The 17,531-nt window shown below is 39.5% G+C and carries 13 protein-coding genes; 12 read left to right on the top strand and 1 reads right to left on the bottom strand.

Features of this window, described 5'->3' with window-relative positions:
- The first annotated feature begins 39 nt into the window (after positions 1-39).
- From acpS to OC530_RS06535, 4 genes are all read left to right on the top strand, one after another.
- Entirely contained in the window at positions 40-402 is a 363-nt protein-coding gene (acpS, locus tag OC530_RS06550) for a holo-ACP synthase (protein ID WP_000635004.1), read from the top strand.
- Positions 392-1,495 (top strand): alanine racemase, encoded by a 1,104-nt coding sequence (gene alr / locus OC530_RS06545; RefSeq protein WP_262080700.1) that lies wholly within the window; start codon positions 392-394, stop codon positions 1,493-1,495. The genes acpS and alr overlap by 11 nt, the downstream gene beginning before the upstream one ends.
- Before the next feature lie 18 nt (positions 1,496-1,513).
- Positions 1,514-3,529 (top strand): ATP-dependent DNA helicase RecG, encoded by a 2,016-nt coding sequence (gene recG / locus OC530_RS06540; RefSeq protein ID WP_262080699.1) that lies wholly within the window; start codon positions 1,514-1,516, stop codon positions 3,527-3,529.
- Between the two features lie 467 nt (positions 3,530-3,996).
- Positions 3,997-4,977 carry an acetylxylan esterase gene (locus OC530_RS06535; protein WP_262080697.1) on the top strand — a complete coding sequence of 327 codons (981 nt, stop codon included), beginning with the start codon at positions 3,997-3,999 and terminating at the stop codon, positions 4,975-4,977.
- Between the two features lie 237 nt (positions 4,978-5,214).
- Here OC530_RS06535 and OC530_RS06530 read toward each other — a convergent pair whose 3' ends face one another.
- Positions 5,215-5,385: a hypothetical protein gene (locus OC530_RS06530; RefSeq protein WP_218756972.1), complete on the bottom strand. Its 171-nt coding sequence runs from the start codon at positions 5,383-5,385 to the stop codon at positions 5,215-5,217.
- A 293-nt stretch (positions 5,386-5,678) separates the two neighbouring features.
- Here OC530_RS06530 and OC530_RS06525 point away from each other — a divergent pair, with 293 nt between their 5' ends.
- The 8 genes from OC530_RS06525 (at position 5,679) to OC530_RS06490 (ending at position 17,490) form a co-directional block, all read left to right on the top strand.
- A complete protein-coding gene (locus OC530_RS06525; protein ID WP_000576349.1) occupies positions 5,679-5,906 on the top strand; it encodes a hypothetical protein in 228 nt (75 codons plus the stop codon).
- Positions 5,907-6,194: 288 nt separating this feature from the next.
- The gene (locus tag OC530_RS06520) at positions 6,195-9,509 is read left to right on the top strand and encodes a sialidase domain-containing protein (protein ID WP_262080689.1); all 3,315 of its coding nucleotides are present in this window, start codon (positions 6,195-6,197) and stop codon (positions 9,507-9,509) included.
- Between the two features lie 1,026 nt (positions 9,510-10,535).
- Complete coding sequence (locus tag OC530_RS06515) at positions 10,536-11,435, top strand: Rpn family recombination-promoting nuclease/putative transposase (protein WP_262080687.1); 900 nt, start codon at positions 10,536-10,538, stop codon at positions 11,433-11,435.
- 1,103 nt (positions 11,436-12,538) lie between these two features.
- Positions 12,539-12,991, top strand: coding sequence for a YhcH/YjgK/YiaL family protein (locus OC530_RS06510; RefSeq protein WP_262080685.1), 453 nt, complete (start codon positions 12,539-12,541; stop codon positions 12,989-12,991).
- 18 nt (positions 12,992-13,009) lie between these two features.
- Positions 13,010-14,347: a sugar ABC transporter substrate-binding protein gene (locus tag OC530_RS06505; protein ID WP_196311814.1), complete on the top strand. Its 1,338-nt coding sequence runs from the start codon at positions 13,010-13,012 to the stop codon at positions 14,345-14,347.
- 78 nt (positions 14,348-14,425) lie between these two features.
- Positions 14,426-15,310 carry a carbohydrate ABC transporter permease gene (locus OC530_RS06500; protein ID WP_000237984.1) on the top strand — a complete coding sequence of 295 codons (885 nt, stop codon included), beginning with the start codon at positions 14,426-14,428 and terminating at the stop codon, positions 15,308-15,310.
- The gene (locus OC530_RS06495) at positions 15,310-16,143 is read left to right on the top strand and encodes a carbohydrate ABC transporter permease (RefSeq protein WP_023935698.1); all 834 of its coding nucleotides are present in this window, start codon (positions 15,310-15,312) and stop codon (positions 16,141-16,143) included. Before OC530_RS06500 ends, OC530_RS06495 begins: the two co-directional genes overlap by 1 nt.
- 243 nt (positions 16,144-16,386) lie before the next feature.
- Positions 16,387-17,490 (top strand): Gfo/Idh/MocA family protein, encoded by a 1,104-nt coding sequence (locus OC530_RS06490; protein WP_050261684.1) that lies wholly within the window; start codon positions 16,387-16,389, stop codon positions 17,488-17,490.
- The last annotated feature ends 41 nt before the right edge of the window (positions 17,491-17,531 follow it).

Below are 17,531 nucleotides of genomic sequence, written 5' to 3'. Positions count from 1 at the left end.
AAGGATGGAGTTGGGGAATCTCAACTCCTTTTGATGAGAATGATAGTTGGACACGGAATTGACATCGAAGAATTGGCTTCGATAGAAAGCGCAGTTACACGACATGAAGGTTTTGCCAAGCGCGTGCTGACCGCTAAGGAAATGGAACGGTTTAACAGTCTTAAAGGGCGCAGGCGAATCGAATATTTGGCTGGTCGCTGGTCGGCTAAGGAGGCCTTTTCCAAGGCTCTGGGAACGGGTATTGGCAAGCTCGGTTTTCAGGATTTGGAAGTCTTGAATAATGAACGCGGGGCGCCTTATTTTAGTCAGGCACCATTTTCAGGAAAGATTTGGCTGTCTATTAGCCATACCGATCAGTTTGTGACAGCCAGTGTCATTTTGGAGGAAAATCATGAAAGCTAGTCCACATAGACCAACCAAGGCTCTGATTCATCTGGGAGCTATTCGACACAATATTCAGCAAATGGAGGCTCATATCCCTGAGGGGACACTCAAGTGGGCAGTGGTCAAAGCCAATGCCTATGGGCATGGGGCTGTTGCCGTTGCCAAGGCAATTCAAGATGATGTTGATGGCTTTTGCGTTTCCAATATTGATGAGGCCATTGAACTCAGACAGTCTGGACTCAGCAAGCCAATCCTTATTTTAGGAGTGTCTGAAATCGAAGCTGTTACTCTAGCTAAAGAATATGACATCACCTTGACAGTGGCTGGACTGGAGTGGATTCAAGCACTCTTAGATAAGGAAGTAGATTTATCTGGTTTGACAGTTCACCTCAAGATTGATTCAGGAATGGGACGGATTGGTTTTAGAGAGGGTCGTGAGGCTGAGCAGGCTCAAGACTTACTCCAACAACACGGCGCTCGTGTTGAAGGGATCTTTACCCACTTTGCTACTGCAGACGAGAAATCAGATGACTACTTTAATGCCCAGTTAGAACGGTTTAAAGATATTTTGGCCAGTATGAAAGGTCTTCCAGACTTGGTTCATGCTAGCAATTCTGCAACGACTCTTTGGCATGCAGAGACTATTTTCAATGCAGTTCGTATGGGAGATGCCATGTATGGTCTCAATCCTAGCGGAGCGGTCTTGGACTTGCCTTATGACTTGACTCCGGCCTTGACCTTGGAATCTGCTCTGGTTCACGTCAAGACAGTTCCAGCTGGAGCTTGTATGGGCTACGGAGCCACCTATCAGGCGGACAGTGAGCAAGTCATCGCGACCGTGCCAATCGGCTATGCGGATGGTTGGACACGAGATATGCAGAATTTCACTGTCTTGGTAGATGGGCAAGCTTGCTCAATCGTTGGGCGGGTTTCGATGGACCAAATCACTATTCGTCTGCCTAAGCTTTATCCACTTGGAACCAAGGTAATCTTGATTGGCTCCGACGGAAGCAAGGAAATTACAGCTACTCAGGTAGCGACCTACCGTGGGACTATTAACTACGAGGTGGTTTGTCTTCTCAGCGACCGCATTCCGAGAGAATATGATTAGAAAAGAAAGGAGTGGAGCATGAATCTACATCAACCCTTGCATGTCTTACCTGGTGTGGGACCAAAGTCAGCAGAAAAATACGCCAAACTAGGAATTGAAAATTTGCAAGACCTCTTGCTCTACTTTCCTTTCCGTTATGAAGACTTCAAAACCAAGCAAGTGCTGGAGCTGGAAGACGGGGAGAAGGCAGTCCTATCTGGTCAAGTTGTGACTCCTGCCAGTGTCCAGTATTATGGTTTCAAGCGTAATCGCCTGCGCTTTAGCCTCAAGCAGGGAGAAGTCGTTTTTGCGGTGAATTTCTTTAATCAGCCCTATCTGGCTGACAAGATAGAGTTGGGAGCAACCCTTGCTGTCTTTGGAAAATGGGACCGCGCCAAGGCTAGTCTGACAGGGATGAAGGTTTTGGCTCAGGTGGAAGATGACCTCCAACCTGTCTATCGTCTGGCTCAGGGAATCAGTCAAGCCAGTCTGGTAAAGGTCATTAAGACAGCCTTTGATCAGGGACTGGACCTCTTGATAGAAGAAAATCTTCCCCAGTCTTTGCTGGACAAATACAAACTCATGTCCCGTTGTCAGGCTGTCCGAGCTATGCATTTTCCAAAGGATTTGGCGGAATACAAGCAGGCCCTTCGCCGTATCAAATTTGAGGAACTCTTTTATTTCCAAATGCAATTGCAGACGCTCAAGTCTAAAAATAGAGTTCAGGGAAGCGGTCTGGTTCTGGAGTGGTCTCAGGAAAAAGTGTCGGCTGTTAAAGAAAGTCTACCTTTTGCTCTGACCCAAGCTCAGGAAAAGAGTTTACAGGAAATTTTAACTGATATGAAGTCCGACCATCACATGAATCGTCTCTTGCAAGGAGATGTGGGGAGTGGAAAAACAGTCGTCGCTGGCTTGGCCATGTTTGCGGCGGTGACAGCTGGCTATCAGGCAGCCCTCATGGTACCAACAGAAATCCTCGCAGAGCAACACTTTGAGAGTCTACAGAGTCTCTTCCCAGACCTAAAAGTAGCTCTTTTGACAGGTTCCTTAAAAGTTTCAGAAAAAAGAGAAGTTTTAGAGACTATTGCCAAGGGTGAGGCTGATTTGATTATCGGAACCCACGCTCTGATTCAGGATGGGGTGGATTATAATCGCCTTGGTTTGATTATTATCGATGAGCAGCACCGTTTTGGTGTGGGGCAAAGGCGTATTCTAAGGGAAAAAGGAGACAATCCAGATGTTCTCATGATGACAGCGACTCCTATTCCACGGACGCTTGCCATCACAGCCTTTGGAGATATGGATGTTTCCATTATCGACCAGATGCCAGCAGGTCGGAAGCCTATTGTGACGCGCTGGATCAAACATGAGCAACTAGCTCAGGTTTTGACTTGGTTAGAGGGGGAAATCCAAAAAGGTTCTCAAGCCTATGTCATCTCTCCTTTGATTGAAGAATCAGAAGCTCTGGACTTGAAAAATGCCATTGCCTTATCAGAAGAGCTGACGGCTCATTTTGCAGGCAAGGCAGAAGTGGCTCTTCTACATGGTAAGATGAAGAGTGACGAAAAAGACCAGATCATGCAGGATTTCAAGGAGAGAAAAACAGATATTCTGGTTTCAACAACGGTTATCGAGGTTGGGGTTAATGTTCCCAATGCGACTGTCATGATCATCATGGATGCGGATCGCTTCGGTCTCAGTCAGCTTCACCAGCTTAGAGGTCGTGTCGGTCGGGGAGACAAGCAGTCCTATGCTGTTCTCGTTGCCAATCCTAAGACTGATTCTGGGAAAGACCGCATGCGCATCATGACAGAAACCACCAATGGTTTTGTCCTTGCGGAGGAAGATTTGAAAATGCGTGGTTCTGGTGAGATTTTTGGAACCAGACAGTCAGGTCTCCCAGAGTTTCAAGTGGCTGATATTATCGAGGATTTTCCGATTTTAGAGGAAGCAAGAAAGGTTGCTAGCTACATTAGTTCGATAGAAGCTTGGCAAGAGGATCCGGAGTGGCGCATGATTGCCCTTCATTTGGAGAAGAAAGAACATTTAGATTAAGCTTTCTCTAAGGAAAACTTAAGCTAGCTTTCAGGTTTGCCCCTTATACTAGAGTCATCAAAAAGAAACGAGGACTCTCACATGAGAGTAACGATTAAAGTAAATTACCAAACCACTTTCCAAAAGAAAGAAGCAAAAAACTAGTATAAACAGAAGAGAGAGCGAAATGCTCTTTTTTCGTTTCTAAAACTACTTTCAGTCAATAGGCTTGAAGGAAGAAAAGCTAAATTCACTTTCTATTTATACTCAATGAAAATCAAAGAGCAAACTAGGAAACTAGCCGTAGGTTGCTCAAAGCACTGCTTTGAGGTTGTAGATAAGACTGACGAAGTCAGTTACATATATAATCCAAGGCGACGTTGACGTGGTTTGAAGAGATTTTCGAAGAGTATTATCCTTCTTTCTTGCATTGATTACATAGATATGCTACAGTTGTGGTAACGATTACAAAATAAAAGGAGCATGCTATGAAAAATCCAACTTTGTTAGAAGAAATGAAGACTTATCTAGGAAGGGATGAGGTTCCAGAGGACTTTGATGCTTTCTGGGATGCGGAAGTGAAAAAAGTTTCCACGCTTCCAGCCTACCAGTTGGAGGAAAGAGATTTTCACATACCTCAAGTCAAGTGCTATGAGTTGACATTTGAAGGAACCAATGAAGGTAAGGTCTATGCACGTGTCGTCCTTCCAAAAAGTGAGGATAAAGTTCCAATGATTTTCCATTTCCATGGTTATATGGGACGTGGCTGGGACTGGACCGACATGCTAGCTTTCACCGTAGCTGGTTACGGTGTTGTTTCAATGGATGTGCGGGGCCAGTCAGGTTATTCGCAAGACGGTTTGCGTTCTCCTCTAGGAAATACGGTTAAGGGACATATTATCCGTGGTGCTGTGGAAGGTCGGGATCACCTCTTTTATAAGGATGTTTATCTGGATATTTACCAGTTGGTTGAAATTATTGCTAATCTGCCTGAGGTAGATGAGAAGCGTCTTTCCAGCTATGGTGCCTCTCAAGGTGGTGCTCTAGCTTTGGTTGCAGCAGCGCTCAATCCTAGAATTGAGAAAACTGTTGCCATCTATCCTTTCTTGTCAGACTTCAGACGAGTGCTTGAAATTGGCAATACCAGCGAAGCCTATGACGAACTTTTTAGATATTTCAAGTTCTACGATCCTTTTCATGAAACAGAGGAGGAAATCATGGCGACCCTTGCCTATATCGATGTGAAAAATCTTGCCCATCGTATCAAGGGTGAGGTTAAGATGATTACGGGCTTGGACGACGATGTTTGTTATCCTATTACCCAGTTTGCGATTTATAACCGTCTGACTTGCGATAAGGCCTATCGCATCATGCCCGAGTATGCTCACGAAGCCATGAATGTATTTGTTAACGACCAAGTCTACAATTGGCTCTGTGGAAGTGAGATTTCTTTTAAATATCTAAAATAAGGAGTCGACTCTAAGCACAAAATCTTAAAAAATACAAACACGCATAGTATCAGGTGTTGAACAAGCTTGATACTATGCGTTTTATTGTGGAAATATTTATAGAATTTTTTGTTGCTAGCTTTGTCAAATTGCTTAAAATAATTTTTTTCAGAAAGCAAAAGCCGATACCTATCGAGTAGGGTAGTTCTTGCTATCGTCAGGCTTGTCTGTAGGTGTTAATACTTTCCAAAAATCTCTTCAAACCAGGCCATCTTCGGCTTGACATATGTATATGTTACTGACTTCGTCAGTTCTATCTGTAACCTCAAAACAGTGTTTTGAGCTGGCTTCGTCAGTTTCATATACAGCCTCAAAACGGTGTTTTGAGCAGGCTACGGCTAGCTTCTTAGTTTGGTCTTTGATTTTCATTGAGTATAAAAACAGATGAATCTCTGTTTTCTTTTTATGGACTATAAATGTTCAGCTGAAACTACTTTCAAGGAGATTATTATATAAAAGAGTTTCTTGAAACTAAAATCTATTATACTACACTGTATTGAAAGCGTTTTAAAAATGAGGTATAATAAATTTGCTAACACTTATAAAAAGTGATAGAATCTTATCTTTATGTATATTTAAAGATAGATTGCTGTAAAAATAGTAGTAGCTATGCGAAATGACAGATAGAGAGAAGGGATTGAAGCTTAGAAAAGGGGAATAATATGATATTTAAGGCATTCAAGACAAAAAAGCAGAGAAAAAGACAAGTTGAACTACTTTTGACAGTTTTTTTCGACAGTTTTCTAATTGATTTATTTCTTCACTTATTTGGGATTGTCCCCTTTAAGCTGGATAAGATTCTGATTGTGAGCTTGATTATATTTCCCATTATTTCTACAAGTATTTATGCTTATGAAAAGCTATTTGAAAAAGTGTTCGATAAGGATTGAGCAGAAAGTATGGTGTAAATAGCATAAGCCGATGTCCAATAATTTGCTTATAAAGAGATATTTTAGTTTAATTGCAGCGGTGTCCTGATAGATAAACTAGATTGGCAGGAGTCTGATTGGAGAAAGGAGAGGGGAAAATTGACACCGATTTGAGATAGTTTGTTTAGTTCATTTTTGTCATTTAAATGAACTGTAGTAAAAGAAAGTTAAGAAAAGACAAACTAAGTGTATTTTCTGGAGTAAATGTCTTATTTCAGAAATCGGGATATAGATATAGAGAGGATCAGTATGAATCGGAGTGTTCAAGAACGTAAGTGTCGTTATAGCATTAGGAAACTATCGGTAGGAGCGGTTTCTATGATTGTAGGAGCAGTGGTATTTGGAACGTCTCCTGTTTTAGCTCAAGAAGGGGCAAGTGAGCAACCTCTGGCAAATGAAACTCAACTTTCGGAGAGCTCAACCCTAACTGATACAGAAAAGAGCCAGCCTTCTGAGGAAGGAGAAAATATAACTCTTCCTGCAGAGCATGTAGAGTCTGTTTCAGAGACTGAACTTTCTGGCAATGAGCAAGAACATGAAGACAAGCAAGAAGAAAAAATTCCAAGAGATTACTATGCACGAGATTTAGAAAATGTCGAAACAGTGATAGAAAAAGATGACTTAGAGACGAATGATTCAAACGAAAAAAGAGTAGACTTGTCTGATGAGTTGGAGAAAGTAAAGGGACTCCAAAATGCAACTGTTCATGTGGAGTTCAAACCGGCTGCTGATGGTCCTAGTTTTTACAATCTCTTTTCTGCTTCTAGTACAACTAAAGTAAATGAGTACTTTACAATGGCAATCAATAATGGGACAGCTTTGATAGAGGGACGTGGAGCTGATGGTAGTCAATTTTATGGAAGTTATACAGATGCGCCTTTGAAGATTAGACCAGGCAAGTATAATTCGGTTACTTTTACTGTTGAAAGACCAAGAAAGGATAGTCCAAATGGTCAGGTTCGTCTTTATGTGAATGGTGTATTATCTCGTACGAATAAAAAGTCAGGAAAATTCCTGGCAGACATGCCAGATGTGGATAAACTCCAGTTAGGTGCAACTAATAGAGCAGGAGAACTGAAGTGGGGCTCAGATCTTTCTATTCGTAATCTGACTGTATACAATCGTGCTCTAACTCCAGAGGAAGTCAAAAAACGTAGCCAGTTATTTGATGTAACAGATATTGAGCCGTCACTTGCTGAAGGGGCAGTCTTGACAGAGAAGCAAGAGTTGTTTATGAGTGGTGTCAATGATAAGCCAAATAGTGAAGGAATTAAGAGTTATCGGATTCCAGCTTTGCTACGTACGGATAAAGGAACATTACTGGCAGGAGCAGATCAGCGTCGTCTCCACCATTCTGATTGGGGAGATATTGCTATGGTCGTTAGGAGAAGTGAGGATGGGGGAACTACTTGGCAGCCAACCTTAACCTTGACCAACCTGCGAGACAATCCAGAAGCAAAAGATCCGCAGGCACCATCTCCACTTAATATCGATATGGTCTTGGTTCAAGATCATACCACAAAGAGAATTTTTTCAATCTACGATATGTTTCCAGAGGGTCGAGCTGTCTTTGGAATGCCAAACAAACCTCAAAAAGCTTATCAACAAGTTGGAGACAAGCACTATCAATTACTATATAAACAAGGGGAAAATCAAGCATATACTGTTCGAGAAAACGGAGAAGTATATGATGCAAATAATCAAAAAACAGATTATCGCGTTGTAGTGGATCCAAAAGAAGAAGCCTACAGAGATAAGGGTGACCTCTATAAAGGAGAAGAGCTTCTTGGGAATATCTACTTTGCTCAATCTGCTAAAAATCCATTTCGTGTAGCCTATACGAGCTATTTGTGGCTTTCCTATAGTGATGATGATGGGAAAACTTGGTCGAAACCAAGAGATATTACACCATCAATTCGCCAAGATTGGATGAAATTTTTAGGAACAGGTCCAGGTACAGGAATTGTGCTTAGAACAGGAGAGCACAAGGGTCGTATCCTAGTTCCTACTTATACCACCAACGCTATCTCCCATCTAAGCGGATCTCAGTCTTCTCGTTTGATTTATTCAGATGACCATGGAGAAACATGGCAGGCTGGAGCTGCTGTTAATGATGATAGGACAGTAGGCAGAAGGAAAATTCATTCCTCAACTATGAATAATAGTCCTGCCCAAAATACAGAGTCAGTTGCTGTACAGTTAAATAATGGTGATGTGAAACTCTTTATGAGAGGATTAACGGGTGATTTACAGGTTGCCACAAGTAAAGATGGTGGGCAAACTTGGGACAAGGAAATCAAGAGATACAATCAGGTTAAAGATGTTTATGTCCAAATGGCTGCTATTCACACCATGCACGAAGGAAAAGAATACATCATTTTAACCAATTCAGGAGGACCTAAACGGACGAATGGAATGGCTCATTTGGCTCGTGTAGAGGACAACGGAGACTTGACTTGGTTACATCATAGATCAATTCAAAAAGGAGAGTTTGCCTATAATTCGCTTCAAGAATTAGGAAACGGTGAGTATGGTATCTTGTATGAACATACTGAAAAAGGACAAAATGCCTATACCCTATCATTTAGAAAATTTAACTGGGAATTTTTAACAAAAGATCCGGTATATCCAACAAGTGTAACTATCAGGGAAGTTCGTAAATTGGAAACAGAAGAAGAGGATGCAGAACAAGGTATCTTAGCGATACAATTTGATTCTGAGGTACTAGTGAATTCTATTCCGACTTTGACTTTAGCGAATGGACACAAAGCTACCTTCTTGACCCAGGCAGATCAAAAAACTCTACTTTTTACCTTCAATAAAGAAGATGCAGGTCAAGAAATTACAGGTCTACTGGTCGGTAGAATTGACAGTATGCATGATTTACCAGTTACACTAGCTGGTAGTAGAATTCCTGAAGATGCGAAAGAAAATCCTGTCGATACCATGAATACAGTAAGAGAAGATGTATCTGAGGAGATGACAGAAAGGAAGTCAGAGAAGAATCAAGTGTCTATGGAGCCTTCAGGCAGAATGGTAGCAAACTCTCCTCTTACTTATTTTGCTCCTCGTTACCTCCAATCTTATGTAGGAGATGTTACTTTAACTCCTCTTAAAACTGAGACTAAAGTTCCAGTAACGACTGGTTGGAAGCAAGAAAATGGTGCGTGGTATTTTTATACATCTGCTGGTGAAGTGGTGAAAGGCTGGCATCAGGAAGCGGGTAAATGGTACTACTTGAGTTCTACTGGTGCGATGGCAACTGGTTGGGTGAAAGATGGTAACCAATGGTATTATTTGAGTGAGAGTGGAGCAATGTCTACTGGCTGGGTTGAATCCAGTGGTGTGTGGTACTATCTCCATTCTAACGGTTCAATGGCGACTGGTTGGATAAAAGATGGAGACCATTGGTACTATCAGGAATCATCTGGTGCAATGAAGGTAAATCAATGGTTCCAAGTTGGAGACAAATGGTACTATGTCAATGAAAGCGGAAGATTAGCTGTTAATACCATAGTGGATGGTTATAAAGTTAACTCCAATGGGGAGTGGGTCAACTACTAGAACCTTGGATGTTGATGAATAACTGAGACACGTTTTGTCCGTCATAGAGATTAAAAGTTTATTTAGATAGTTTTAGTAGAAATTTCTACTCTAAGAAAAAATCAATTTAGATGAGCTCTTATTGCCGAGTAAATGACTTGCTAGTCGTAAATAAACTGTATATTTCTGACTGGATACTAATGGTCGCAACTTAACAGTTCGCTTTAAGTGTTAAAATGCATATAGCTAGTTATTGGTTATATGCGTTTTTGTTCTTGATTATTTTATTTCTTGTCTTGGAATATAGGTAAAATTATAGTAAAATAAAATTCTGTAGATCATGTTGGTAGATATACAAGAAGAGTGTATTGTTGACAATACAGCACATAGAATCCAACATGTCCTTATACTCAAAAAATCAAAGAGAAAATTAGGAAGTTAGCCGTAGCCTGCTCAAAACACCGTTTTGAGGTTGTAGATGAGACTGACGAAGTCAGCTCAAAATACCGTTTTGAGGTTGCAGATAGAACTGACGAAGTCAGTAACATATACATACGGCAAGACGAAGATGACATGGTTTGAAGAGTATGGAACAATCATAACTTATTTGAAGATTTTAAAAGATTGTAAGCTATTATATCTGGATAAATAAGTATTAGAAACTAAAGTGAGGAAAAAGATGTTTTTTATATTTAAAAGGTTTAGGAAAATTTCGTATCGCTAACACCAGACGGCTATAGAGTGAACGAGTACGGGGAATGGATCAACTGAACTTGCTTTATGGCATATTGACGAGAAAGCTAGGAGTATAAAAACACTAGAATTCATAGTCTAGAAAGTGGTAAGGATTTTCTAAAATGGTTGATTTTGTAATCTTTTTTGTAAAATATAGCTTTTAATAAATAATGCGAGCAAGATATATCTCTTTGCAAGTGATTAGGGTCAATAGTTTTTAACTTTCTCACTTCTTTTCCGAATAAATAGATAGAACCATAGAATCTAGCAAAATTAGATTTTAAAATATGGTATAATAGAAGGAGGGAATGGATGATTCTCAGACATCCGGGTATCAGCCCAACCAATGACTTGGTAGCTAAGAAAATCTTCAGCAATCCAGAAATCACTTGTCAATTTATTCGCGATATGTTGGACTTGCCAGCCAAAAATGTGACCATTTTAGAGGGAAGCAATATTCACGTCTTGCCTTCCATGCCTTATTCAGCCCAAGATTTCTATACCAGTATAGACGTATTGGCAGAGTTAGACAATGGGACACAAGTAATCATTGAGATTCAGGTACATCATCAGAATTTTTTCATCAATCGCCTGTGGGCTTATTTGTGCAGTCAGCTCAATCAAAACCTCGAAAAAATTCGCCAACGTGAAGGTGACACCCACCAGAGTTACAAGTATATCGCTCCTGTTTACGCCATTGCAATTGTGGACAGCAATTATTTCTCAGATGACCTAGCTTTTCATAGCTTTAGCATGCGAGAGGATACGACAGGTGAGGTTTTAACCATCACAAACAATGGACAAGAAAACCATCTGGTCAAGATGGCATTCTTGGAATTAAAAAAATACAGAGAAACCAGCAAAGACGAGGTTCGCAAGCCGTGGTTGGAGTTTTTCGGCAACAAACCCTTTACCCAAGAACCCGAGCGAGCCATCAGCCAAGCAGACCAACTGCTGGACTACAAGAGCTGGTCCGAGGAGGACAGGAAAATGTTTAGTCAACTACGTATGCGCGAAGAACAGGCATTGTTAGCACAGGACTATGCCTTGGAACAAGCTGAAGAAAAAGGGTTGGAGAGAGGTCGGGCAGAAGGACTTGAACGTGGAAAACTTTTTGCCTTTCTGGATATGGTTCGCCAAGGACTTCTGACTTCCGAGGTTGCCAGTCAGCAGTTGGGTATGTCAGTATCTGAGTTTGAGGCGTTGTTGTAAGATCAGCAATAATAGACAAGAAAACCATCTGGTTAAGATGGCATTCTTGGAATTAAAAAACTCTAGGCACAAAATCTTAAAAATCACAAACACGCATAGTATCAGGTGTTGAACAAGCTTGATACTATGCGTTTTATAGTGCATTGAATCTATATTAGGACACTACAATTCTTAAATCATTATTAGAAATTGGTTTGAATTTGCCAATCAATTTATTCGATTTTTACATCATTGCATTATATCATGCGACTATTAAGCTTGTTTTCTCCTAAAATTGACTTTCTTGTTTCTTATCTTATCCACTCGAAACAGGTCTTGTAAGAGACCTACTTATTTTTGAAAGTACTTTTAATGTAGTTGATATAGTTAAAAAGATTTGAAACTAAATTCCAAATTAGAAAAAGGCTTGAAATACTAAAAAAAAAAAGTATACTCTAATTGAAAACGGTAACAAAACTAATTTAGAGTATTTCTCTCTTAAAAAGTTCTTGGTGAAACGATATTTAGAAAGGAGATTTAGCCAAAGAGTCTATTAGTGCTAGAATAATAGATTAGAATTATTTTAGAAAAACTAATACTCAATGAAAATCAAAGAGCAAACTAGGAAACTAGCCGCAGGCTGTACTTGAGTACGGCAAGGCGACGTTGACGCAGTTTGAATTTGATTTTCGAAGAGTATAAGTGAGCAGCTTATAAATTCAATTCCCCAAATAGATTCATACTAGTATCTTTTGCAAAAAATAAAGGGCGACTTTCTTCATAAATATCAATTTCATCTATAAGGAAGGTAGTTCATTGAACTAAGTTATTTGTTCTGTTTGTCGCTAGAAAAATCAGACCTCCTTGTGAAGATTGAGGAGATACTGAATGAAAATCAAAGAAGAAACTAGCAAGCTAGTAGCAGATTGCCCAAAACACCGCTTTGAGGTTGTAGATAAGACTGACCTATATAATCCAAGGTGAAGCGACTGTGGTTTGAAGAGATTTTCAAAGAGTATAGGCTAGAGAGTGTTGTGTTTTTATGTCCTTCTAGTAGAAAATGCTAGACAGAAGAATGGGGAACTTGGATAGGAGAAATAGATTGAGAAAGGAGGTTAGAAGAGATGATTATTACAAAAATTAGCCGTTTAGGAACTTATGTGGGAGTAAATCCACATTTTGCAACATTGATAGATTTTCTAGAAAAAACAGGACTAGAAAATTTAACAGAAGGTTCGATTGCTATCGATGGTGATCGATTGTTTGGGAATTGCTTTACTTATCTAGCAGATGGTCAAGCAGGGGCTTTCTTTGAAACCCACCAAAAATATTTGGATATTCATTTAGTTTTGGAAAACGAAGAAGCCATGGCTGTTACGTCGCCGGAAAATGTAAGCGTTACCCAAGGATATGATGAAGAGAAAGATATTGAATTATACACAGGGAAAGTGGAACAGTTGGTTCATTTGAGAGCTGGCGAATGCCTCATCACTTTTCCAGAAGATTTACATCAACCCAAGGTTCGTATAAATGATGAACCTGTGAAAAAAGTTGTCTTTAAAGTTGCGATTTCTTAATGTAGAAAGGGAAGAACGATGAAAAAAATGAGAAAGTTTTTATGTCTAGCTGGAGTTGCGCTAGCAGCTGTTGCCTTGGTAGCTTGTTCAGGAAAGAAAGAAGCTACAACTAGTACTGAACCACCGACAGAATTATCTGGTGAGATTACAATGTGGCACTCCTTTACTCAAGGACCGCGTTTAGAAAGTATTCAAAAATCAGCAGATGCTTTCATGCAAAAGCATCCAAAAACGAAAATCAAGATTGAAACATTCTCTTGGAATGACTTCTATACTAAATGGACTACAGGTTTAGCAAATGGGAATGTGCCAGATATCAGTACAGCTCTTCCTAACCAAGTAATGGAAATGGTAAACTCAGATGCTTTGGTTCCGCTAAACGATTCTATCAAGCGTATTGGACAGGATAAATTTAACGAAACTGCCTTAAATGAGGCAAAAATCGGAGATGATTACTACTCTGTTCCTCTTTATTCACATGCACAAGTCATGTGGGTTAGAACAGATTTGTTAAAAGAGCATAATATTGAGGTTCCTAAAACTTGGGATCAACTCTATGAAGCTTCTAAAAAATTGAAAGAAGCTGGAGTTTATGGCTTGTCTGTTCCGTTTGGAACAAATGACTTAATGGCAACACGTTTCTTGAACTTCTACGTACGTAGTGGTGGAGGAAGCCTCTTAACAAAAGATCTTAAAGCAGACTTGACAAGTCAACTTGCTCAAGATGGTATTAAATACTGGGTTAAATTGTATAAAGAAATCTCACCTCAAGATTCTTTGAACTTTAATGTCCTTCAGCAAGCTACCTTGTTCTATCAAGGAAAAACAGCATTTGACTTTAACTCTGGCTTCCATATCGGAGGAATCAATGCCAACAGTCCTCAATTGATTGATTCGATTGATGCTTATCCTATTCCAAAAATCAAAGAATCTGATAAAGACCAAGGAATTGAGACCTCAAACATTCCAATGGTTGTTTGGAAAAATTCAAAACATCCAGAAGTTGCTAAAGCATTCTTAGAATCACTTTATAATGAAGAAGACTACGTTAAATTCCTTGATTCAACTCCAGTAGGTATGTTGCCAACTATTAAGGGGATTAGCGATTCTGCAGCCTATAAAGAAAATGAAACTCGTAAGAAATTTAAACATGCTGAAGAAGTGATTACTGAAGCTGTTAAAAAAGGTACTGCTATTGGTTATGAAAATGGACCAAGTGTACAAGCTGGTATGTTGACTAACCAACACATTATTGAACAAATGTTCCAAGATATCATTACAAATGGAACAGATCCTATGAAAGCTGCAAAAGAAGCAGAAAAACAATTAAACGATTTATTTGAGGCTGTTCAGTAGGTGTAAAAGACTAGAAAATAGGTGGGCTAGTGAGCTGAAAAGCCCTAGCCCAATCTTGTAAAAGAAGGGAGAAGGAGAATGGTTAAAGAACGTAATTTAACTCGCTGGATATTTGTTTTGCCAGCTATGATTATCGTAGGATTACTCTTTGTTTATCCGTTTTTCTCGAGTATTTTTTATAGCTTTACCAATAAGCATTTGATTATGCCCAATTATAAATTTGTTGGTTTAGCTAACTATAAAGCTGTGCTATCAGATCCCAACTTCTTTAATGCGTTCTTTAATTCAATTAAGTGGACCATTTTCTCATTAGTTGGTCAAGTTTTAGTAGGGTTTGTATTGGCTTTAGCTCTTCACAGAGTACGCCACTTCAAGAAATTATATAGGACCTTATTGATTGTTCCTTGGGCATTTCCTACCATCGTTATTGCCTTCTCTTGGCAGTGGATTCTAAACGGGGTTTATGGCTACTTACCTAATCTAATCGTAAAATTAGGTTTAATGGAACATACACCTGCATTTTTGACAGATAGTACATGGGCATTCCTATGTTTGGTGTTTATCAACATTTGGTTTGGAGCACCAATGATTATGGTTAATGTGCTTTCAGCTTTGCAAACAGTACCAGAAGAACAATTTGAGGCTGCTAAGATAGATGGTGCTTCAAGTTGGCAGGTGTTCAAGTTTATCGTCTTTCCACATATTAAAGTAGTTGTAGGGCTTCTAGTTGTTTTGAGAACTGTATGGATCTTTAATAACTTTGACATTATCTACCTTATTACGGGTGGTGGACCGGCTAATGCTACAACGACGCTTCCAATTTTTGCTTACAACCTGGGTTGGGGCACTAAATTGTTGGGTCGTGCTTCAGCAGTTACAGTGTTGCTCTTTATCTTCTTGATGGCGATTTGCTTTATCTACTTTGCTATCATCAGTAAGTGGGAAAAGGAGGGTAGAAAATAATGAAGAAGAAATCCAGTATTTATTTAGATATTCTCTCACATGCACTCTTGATTGGTGCGACTATTGTTGCAATTTTCCCATTGGTATGGATTATCATATCGTCTGTCAAGGGGAAAGGGGAATTGACTCAGTATCCAACACGATTTTGGCCTGAACAGTTTACATTAGATTATTTTATACATGTTATCAACGATTTGCACTTTATTGATAACATTCGAAATAGTTTAATCATTGCCTTAGCTACAACCCTTATTGCGATTATTATTTCTGCTATGGCAGCCTACGGTATTGTTCGATTCTTCCCTAAATTGGGAGCAATCATGTCAAGATTACTCGTCATTACCTACATTTTCCCACCAATTCTGTTAGCAATTCCCTATTCAATTGCCATTGCTAAAGTTGGGTTAACAAATAGTTTATTTGGCTTGATGATGGTTTATCTATCTTTTAGTGTTCCATATGCAGTTTGGCTCTTAGTTGGATTTTTCCAAACAGTTCCAATTGGAATTGAAGAAGCAGCTCGAATTGATGGTGCAAATAAATTTGTTACGTTTTATAAAGTTGTGCTACCGATTGTAGCACCAGGTATTGTAGCAACAGCTATTTATACATTTATCAATGCTTGGAATGAATTCCTGTATGCCTTGATTTTGATTAACAATACAGGAAAGATGACAGTAGCAGTAGCCCTTCGTTCACTTAATGGTTCAGAAATACTAGACTGGGGAGATATGATGGCAGCGTCTGTTATTGTAGTTCTTCCATCAATCATTTTCTTCTCTGTCATCCAAAATAAGATTGCAAGTGGATTGTCAGAAGGATCTGTGAAGTAATACTCAATGAAAATCAAAGAGCAAACTAGCCGCAGGCTGCTCAAAGTACAGCTTTGAGGTTGCAAATAAAACTGACGAAGTCAGCTCAGAACACGTTTTTGAGGTTGTAGATGAAGCTGATGAAGTCAGCTCAAAACATGTTTTTGAGGCTGTAGATGAAGCGACGTTGACTCGGTTTGAAGAGATTTTCGAAGAGTATAAGTTAAAATTAGAAAGTTTATTCAATAATAAAGGAGAAAAAACATGGTTAAATACGGTGTTGTTGGAACAGGGTATTTTGGAGCTGAGTTGGCTCGCTATATGCAAAAGAATGATGGAGCAGAGATTACTCTTCTCTATGATCCAGATAATGCAGAGGCAGTTGCAGAAGAATTGGGAGCAAAAGTAGCAAGCTCCCTAGATGAGTTGGTTTCTAGCGATGAAGTAGATTGTGTTATCGTCGCAACTCCAAATAATCTTCATAAGGAACCGGTTATTAAGGCTGCACAACATGGTAAAAATGTTTTCTGTGAAAAACCAATTGCGCTTTCTTATCAAGATTGCCGCGAGATGGTAGATGCATGCAAAGAAAACAATGTAACCTTTATGGCAGGACATATTATGAACTTCTTTAATGGTGTCCATCATGCAAAAGAACTCATTAATCAAGGAGTCATCGGAGACGTTCTATATTGTCACACAGCTCGTAATGGTTGGGAAGAACAACAACCGTCAGTATCATGGAAAAAAATTCGTGAAAAATCAGGTGGTCACTTGTATCACCACATCCATGAGTTGGATTGTGTTCAATTCCTTATGGGTGGCATGCCTGAAACTGTAACCATGACAGGTGGAAATGTGGCCCATGAAGGTGAACATTTCGGTGATGAAGATGATATGATTTTTGTCAATATGGAATTTTCTAATAAGCGTTTTGCCTTGTTAGAATGGGGTTCAGCTTATCGTTGGGGTGAACATTATGTCTTAATCCAAGGAACCAAAGGTGCTATCCGCTTAGACTTATTCAACTGTAAAGGAACTCTTAAGCTAGATGGGCAAGAAAGCTATTTCTTGATTCATGAATCACAAGAAGAAGATGATGATCGTACTCGTATCTATCATAGTACAGAGATGGATGGAGCAATTGCTTATGGTAAACCAGGTAAACGTACTCCATTATGGCTATCATCTGTCATTGATAAAGAAATGCGCTATCTGCATGAGATTATGCAAGGAGCTCCAGTATCAGAAGAATTTGCAAAACTATTGACAGGTGAAGCTGCCCTAGAAGCAATTGCTACTGCAGATGCTTGTACCCAGTCTATGTTTGAAGATCGCAAAGTAAAATTGTCAGAAATTGTAAACTAAATTTTGGTATTCTCCTATTATAGGTCGACTTGCTCCTCTGA

The sequence above is a fragment of the Streptococcus sp. Marseille-Q5619 genome (assembly GCF_946901205.1).
Taxonomy (GTDB): Bacteria; Bacillota; Bacilli; order Lactobacillales; family Streptococcaceae; genus Streptococcus.
The sequence above is the reverse complement of the archived record's forward strand: the minus strand, read 5'-3'. Positions and strand labels throughout refer to the sequence as shown.